This is a genomic window from Bradyrhizobium sp. P5_C11_2, from assembly GCF_054049755.1.
This window is the reverse complement of sequence record NZ_JBFULT010000410.1, coordinates 1-6,906: the sequence shown is the minus strand read 5'-3', so window position 1 is coordinate 6,906 and position 6,906 is coordinate 1. Positions and strand designations below refer to the sequence as shown.

The 6,906-nt window shown below is 65.6% G+C and carries 6 protein-coding genes; all 6 read left to right on the top strand.

The window, feature by feature from the left end; translation table 11 throughout:
- Window positions 1-987 (top strand): MFS transporter (locus tag ACXJL8_RS29330; RefSeq protein ID WP_456686046.1); only part of this gene is annotated, 987 nt, incomplete at its 5' end.
- Between the two features lie 41 nt (window positions 988-1,028).
- Window positions 1,029-2,015: an acrylyl-CoA reductase (NADPH) gene (gene acuI, locus ACXJL8_RS29325; protein WP_456622979.1), complete on the top strand. Its 987-nt coding sequence runs from the start codon at window positions 1,029-1,031 to the stop codon at window positions 2,013-2,015.
- Window positions 2,016-2,129: 114 nt separating this feature from the next.
- Window positions 2,130-2,741 carry a hypothetical protein gene (locus ACXJL8_RS29320; protein ID WP_456622978.1) on the top strand — a complete coding sequence of 204 codons (612 nt, stop codon included), beginning with the start codon at window positions 2,130-2,132 and terminating at the stop codon, window positions 2,739-2,741.
- Window positions 2,742-2,908: 167 nt separating this feature from the next.
- Window positions 2,909-3,142 carry a DUF6894 family protein gene (locus ACXJL8_RS29315; RefSeq protein ID WP_456622977.1) on the top strand — a complete coding sequence of 78 codons (234 nt, stop codon included), beginning with the start codon at window positions 2,909-2,911 and terminating at the stop codon, window positions 3,140-3,142.
- 192 nt (window positions 3,143-3,334) lie between these two features.
- Entirely contained in the window at window positions 3,335-5,074 is a 1,740-nt protein-coding gene (locus ACXJL8_RS29310; RefSeq protein ID WP_456686045.1) for a methyl-accepting chemotaxis protein, read from the top strand.
- A gap of 198 nt (window positions 5,075-5,272) precedes the next feature.
- The coding region (locus ACXJL8_RS29305; RefSeq protein ID WP_456686044.1) for a methyl-accepting chemotaxis protein at window positions 5,273-6,906 on the top strand (1,634 nt) is incomplete at its 3' end.

Here is a 6,906-nt window from a genome sequence, read left to right as displayed (position 1 = left end):
ATGTGCGTGGGTGCTCTGCTCTATGCCGGCGGCCTGTTGCTGATGCGCTACTCGTCGACGCCGCTGTCGCTGAACATCGGCGCGGGCGTGATGGTGGGCTTTGGCCTTGCCGGCTGTTCGTTCAATCTGGTGCTGTCGGCGTTCAGCAAGCTCCTGCCGGCCGAGAAGCGCGGGCTTGCGCTCGGCGCCGGCACTGCGGCGGGCTCGTTCGGCCAGTTCCTGTTCGCGCCGATCGGTGTGGCGCTGATCGACAATTTCGGCTGGCAGCAGGCGCTCACCGTCTTCGCCTTTCTGATGCTGCTGATCATTCCGCTGTCGCTGGCGCTCGCGACGCCGCCGGTTGACAGCTCCGCGAGTAAGGCGCCAGCCGACCAGCAGTCCTTCACCAAGGCGCTCGCCGAGGCCTTTGGCCATCGCTCCTACGTGCTGCTCGTGCTCGGCTTCTTCACCTGCGGCTTCCAGCTCGCATTCATCACGGTTCACCTGCCGGCCTTCCTGGTCGACAATGGCATCTCGGCGCAGACCGGCGGCTGGGTCATCGCCGCGATCGGCCTGTTCAACATCATCGGCTCGCTGAGCGTCGGCTACCTCCAGAACTCCCTGCCCAAGCGCTACATCCTCTCCGCGATCTATCTTACCCGTGCGCTCGCGACGCTCGCCTTCATCTCGTTCCCGATCACGCCGTTCTCGGCGATCGCGTTCGGTGCGATCTCCGGCCTGACCTGGCTGTCGACGGTGCCGCCGACGTCTGCCCTGGTGGCGCTGATGTTCGGCACGCGCTGGCTTGCGACGCTCTATGGCTTCGCCTTTGTCAGCCACCAGGTCGGCGGCTTCCTCGGCGTCTGGCTCGGCGGCATCGTGTTCGAGCGCTTCGGTTCCTACACGCCGATCTGGTGGCTCTCGATCCTGTTCGGCGTGCTGTCGGCGCTGATCAATCTCCCGATCGTGGAGAAACCCGTTGCACGGGCGGTTGCGCAGCCGGCCTGATCGGCTAAACATCCCCTGAAACAAAGTCAGGGAGTTCAGTCGTGGCCACATTCAAGGCGATCCGGATCGACAAGGCGGACAAGGGCACCACAGCCGCGCTCACGCAGTTCGACGAAGCCGAGCTGATGAACGGCGACGTCACCGTGCGCGTGGAATGGTCGACGCTGAACTATAAGGATGGCCTCGCGCTCACCGGCAAGGCGCCGGTGGTGCGCCGTTTTCCGATGATTGCCGGGATCGACTTCGCCGGCACCGTCGAGCAGTCCTCACATCCGCAGTGGAAGGCGGGCGACAAGGTCGTCTGCACCGGCTGGGGCATGGGCGAGACCCATCTCGGCGCCTATGCCGAGAAGGCACGGGTGAAGGGTGACTGGCTGGTCGCCCTGCCGCAGGGCCTGTCGGCGCGCGACGCCATGGCGATCGGCACTGCCGGTTTCACCGCAATGCTCTCGGTGCTGGCGCTGGAGAAGCACGGCCTGTCGCCGAAGAGCGGCCCCGTTGTGGTGACGGGCGCGGCCGGCGGCGTCGGCTCGGTCGCGACCGCCGTGCTGTCCAAGCTCGGCTATCACGTCATCGCCTCGACCGGCCGCGCATCGGAAGCGGACTATCTGAAAGAGATCGGTGCTGCCGAAGTGATCGACCGCAATGAATTGTCGGCGGCGGCCAAGCCGCTCGCCAAGGAGCGCTGGGCCGGTGGGGTCGACAGCGTCGGCTCGACCACGCTCGCCAACCTGCTGTCGATGACGAAATACGGCGGGGCGATCGCGGCCTGCGGTCTGGCGGCCGGCATGGACCTGCCGTCCTCGGTCGCGCCGTTTATTTTGCGCGGGGTGTGCCTTCTCGGCATCGATTCCATGATGTGCCCGATCGAACCGCGGCGGGCCGCCTGGCAGCGCCTGGCGTCCGATCTGGATCGGACGAAACTATCTGAAATCACTACGGAAATTCCTCTCGATGAGGTTTCCGGATGGGGCGCCAAAATTCTGGCCGGCCAGGTCCGCGGCCGCATCGTGGTAAAAATTCTCTAACGGCGTTCAGACTTTACCAACCAAGCTGCTTCAATGTCGCCACTGTTAGTATGGTAAGCAGCGGGTAAAGACATCAGGCATCGCCCGCTGCATGGGGTTCGTCGGAGTAAGAGCATGCTTGCGCGTTTTGTATTGGGGGCCGTCACGGCGGCAGTAACGGTTGCGCCGGCCATTGCCGGAAGCATGAATGCCGATGAAGCCCGTCGCTTCGTTGCCGGCAAGGTGTTTGCCTTCACCTGTTTCGACGGCACCCGCGGCGCGGGCCGCATTCTCGACGATCTCGGCGCTGCCGGCGCGGTGCAGTTCTCCGGCGCCGGTCCCACCCGCCACCTCCGTCTTCCCGGCAACACGCTCCAGATCCGCGGCCAGAACGTCTGCGCCTCGATCAAGGGCATTCCGTTCGAGCCGTGCTTCAATTTGGAGAAGACCGACGACCGCAGCTTCCGCGGCTCGGTGTCGGGCATGGGCTTCGCCTATTGCGACTTCCACCACCAGGGCGGCAACCAAATGCTGATGGCGCGCGCCGTCGCCCGTCCGCGCTCGCTGCGGACCTCGGAGCACACCGGTTCGGTCGGCGGCTCGAACACCGAAATCGCCGCACGCGTTGAAACGCCGCGCGTCGAGAGCACCCGGCTCGAGCCGGTCAAATCGGAAGCCAAATCCGAAATCAGGTCGGAGCCCGCCAGGAACGAAGGCCCCCTCGAGTTGCGCCGCTCGACCGATTGAATTTGACCGCCGCGGCCATCACCGCGCGAACGCCCTGTTGACCATCATCGGTAGCCATCAAGCCGCCGCGCCGTAGTCATACGGACGGCGGCTTTCATGCGTTGGTAGCTGTTCGCGCCCCAGTTTGCGTACGGCCGGGGGGCGCGGCCCGATAAAAGGGTTCAACGATGTCGCTGTACTTCTTCCGCATCAGCACCGGTCGCTACTCCGGCGCCGCCGACCAGCCGTATGAGTTCGAGGACCGCGCCGCTGCGTGGACCGAGATGACCGAGGTCTGCGCCAACCTGCTCGGCACCATCGCGCGCAATCTGAAGCCGAATGCCCAATGGAGCATGGAGCTGCTCGACGAGAACAAGGAGCCGGTGTTTCGCATCAGCCTCGTCGGCGAGAGTGGAAGTTGAAACCAGCGCGACAGCGGGCGGACGTTAACGAATGCCCCGGCTGCAAAATCGCGAAGTGCTCCTTCGCTGCACGTTCCGTATTTGTACCCAGCCCGCGCAGCTCTTGCTTAACGCTAATGAGGAACCTGACCGCTAGCCTTCCCGGCTGTTCACGCGCTTCGTCGCGGCAATTCGTATCCCGGGAAGGTTTCAATGACGCTCATTCAGAATCTGCGAATTGGCACCAAGCTCGCCATCACCTCCGCGCTGACCATCGGGCTCGTGGCGCTGATGATCTTCCTCCAGATGAGCGGCGGCGCCGAGGTCCAGAAACTCAGTAATGGAGCATCTGGACAGCAGTCGATCGCGCAAAACGCTGCGGAAGCGAAGGCGTCGGTCCGCGGGATGCAGATCGGCATTCGTGATATTCTGACTTCATCCTCGCCGGCCGAGATGCAGAAGGCCGTCACCTATTTCAACGACCGCCAGACGGCGGCGCTGAAGTTCGCGGGTGAGATGGCGAAGCTCTCGCGTTCGCCGGAGAACCAAAAGCGGATCGACCGGCTGATCGTGCTGATCGGCAACTTCCAGAAGGGCGAGCAGCAGATCGAGGCGATCCGCAAGCAGGAGCTCGCGCTCGACGGGAAGAACGACGAGGCGGCGAGGCAGCTCGCAAAGCTGACGGCCGAGGTCGGCCGCATCCGCAAGGAAACACTCGGGCCGATCAACGAAGAGRTCTCCGAGCTGACCAACGAGATCACCAACTTTGCCAAGCAGAGGAGTGTAGAGACGCGTGCCGAAGCGGAAGTGGAGGTAGCCTCGGTTGCGCGGACATCGCTCGTTACCGGCGTGCTGGTCGCGCTGGTCCTGATCGGCACGTGCATCTTCTCCGTCTTCAGCATCGCGCGACCCATGCGCGCGTTGACGGCGGCGATGGAGAAGCTCGCCGGCGGAGACTTCTCGGTCGTGCTGCCGGGCCTCGGCCGCAAGGACGAGGTCGGCGAGGTCGCCGGTGCCGTCGAGAAATTCAAGATCGTGTCGGAGCAGAAGGCGCGCGAGGAGGCCGAAGCCAAGATCAGGCAGGATCAGGCCGCCGCCGCGCAGCGCAAGGCCGAGATGCACAAGCTCGCCGATAGCTTCGAAGGCGCCGTTGGCGAGATCGTCGGCACGGTGTCGTCGGCTTCGACCGAGCTGGAAGCGTCGGCTACCACACTGACCACGACGGCGGAGCGCACGCAACAGCTCACCACGGTGGTTGCGGCAGCCTCGGAGGAAGCCTCGACCAATGTGCAGTCGGTGGCCTCGGCGACGGAAGAGCTGTCGTCCTCGATCACCGAGATCAGCCGCCAGGTGCAGGAATCGGCCCGGGTGGCGAGCGAGGCGGTCAACCAGGCCCGGACCACGACCGACCGCGTCGGCGAATTGTCCAAGGCGGCGGCGCGGATCGGCGACGTGGTCGAACTGATCAACACCATCGCCGGCCAGACCAATCTGCTGGCGCTCAACGCCACCATCGAGGCGGCGCGCGCCGGCGAGGCCGGCCGCGGCTTTGCCGTGGTTGCCTCCGAGGTGAAGGCGCTGGCCGAGCAGACCGCGAAGGCGACCGGCGAGATCGGCCAGCAGATTGCGAGCATCCAGTCCGCGACCGAGCATTCGGTCGGCGCCATCAAGGACATCAGCGACACCATCGAGAAGCTGTCGGAGATCTCCTCGACCATCGCGGCTGCGGTCGAGGAGCAGGGCGCGGCGACGCAGGAAATTTCCCGCAACGTGCAGCAGGCGGCGGAGGGCACCCATCAGGTGTCGTCCAACATCACCGACGTGCAGCGCGGTGCGAGCGAGACCGGCTCGGCGTCCGCACAGGTACTCTCGGCCGCGCAGTCGCTGTCCGGCGACAGCAACCGCCTCAAGCTCGAGGTCGGCAAGTTCCTCGGCACCGTGCGCGCCGCCTGACCGCGGCAGCTCTCCTCCAGATCCCTGCAACCGCCGCGCGAAAGAGCGCGGCGGTCGCGCGCGCGCATATTGCGGCGCCACGTCGAAAGCCGCGCCGGGTTAACCTTCCGGAAAACCGACGCAGTCATGATCCCCGCAATATTCCGGGCGCTGAGTCGCCCTCCCTGTATTGCGTATCGAGCGTTTTGGAGCACATTCATGAGCGGCGCCTCCATCCGCCTGACCCACAAGGTCATGGCGATCGGATTCTTCGGCCTCGTCGGTCTCGTCGCCTTTGGCGCGATCTACGAGCTCGGCAGCCTCTCCCAGGACGCCTCCCGCACTGTTGCCAACCGTGCCCGCGCCATCGCCGACCTCGACAAGCAGCTCTCGATCGAGATGCTGGAGGCCCGCCGCAACGAGAAGAACTTCCAGCAGCGCCGGACCGAGAGCTACGCCAAGGCGCATGCCGAGCTGATCGGGCCGATCAATCGCGACTTCGACGAGGTGGAGCGGCTGATGTCGGCCGGCGGCATGAGCGCGCTGTCCGACAGGATGAAGCAGGCCCAGGATGGCTTCAAGCGCTACGTGTCGGATTTCAATGCGCTGGTCGCCGCCGAGATCAAGCTCGGCCTGAACGAGACCCTCGGCCTGTCCGGCTCGCTCCGCAGCGCGGTGCACGACATCGAGGCGAAGCTGAAGGAGATCGACAGTCCGCGGCTGACGAGCTGGATGCTGACGATGCGCCGGCACGAGAAGGATTTCATGCTGCGGCGTGATCCGAAATACATCGCGGAGCTGAAGAAGGCCGCCGCCGAATTTTCCAAGGCGATGGAAGCCGCCGCCGTTCCCGCGTCGGTCATCACGGACATCACGGCCAAGCTCCAGAAATACCAGTCCGAGTTCGTGGCATGGGCCGAGACCGCGCAGCAGGTCGCGGCCTATGACGCCGGCATGATGAAGACGTTCCGCGAACTCGAGCCGGCGATGCTCGACGTGCGGACTGCGGTCGAAAGCCTGTACAAGCAGGCYGACGCTGCGGAAGCCGCGACCCGCGACGCCGTGCGCCGGTGGATGATGATCGCCTTCGCCGTCACCGTCGTCGTGCTCGCCGTGGTCGGCTTCCTCCTCGGACGCTCGATCTCGAGCGCGCTCTCCGCCATGATCGATGCGATGACGCGGCTTGCGCGCGGCGAGCTCTCGATTTCCGTTCCCGGCGTCGGGCGAAGGGACGAGATCGGCGAGATGGCCGGCGCGGTCGAGGTGTTCAGGAACAACATGGCGGAGGCGGAGCGGCTGCGTGCCGAACAGTCGGAGGCGGACGCGCTCCGTCGCACGCAGCGCAAGGCGGACATGCAGCGGCTCGCCGACACCTTCGAAGGCGCCATCGGCGAGATCATCGAGACCGTCTCGTCGGCCGCAACCGAGCTCGAAGCGTCCTCCACCACGCTGACGCAGGCGGCCGAGCGCGGGAGCGGCCGCGCCAGCGCCGTCGCGGCGGCCTCGGAAGAGGCGTCCGCGAACGTTCAATCGGTGTCCTCGGCGAGCGAGGAGATGACCTCGTCGATTTCCGAGATCAGTCGCCAGGTGCAGGAATCGGCGCGGGTGGCCGACGTCGCGGTGGAGCAGGCGCAGCGCACCAATGCGCGCGTTGCCGAATTGACGAAGGCGGCCGGCCGTATCGGCGACGTCGTCGAGCTGATCAACACCATCGCGGGCCAGACCAATCTCCTCGCGCTGAACGCCACGATCGAGGCGGCGCGCGCGGGCGAAGCCGGCAAGGGCTTTGCCGTGGTCGCGACCGAGGTGAAGGCGCTGGCCGAGCAGACCGCGAAAGCGACCGGCGAGATCGG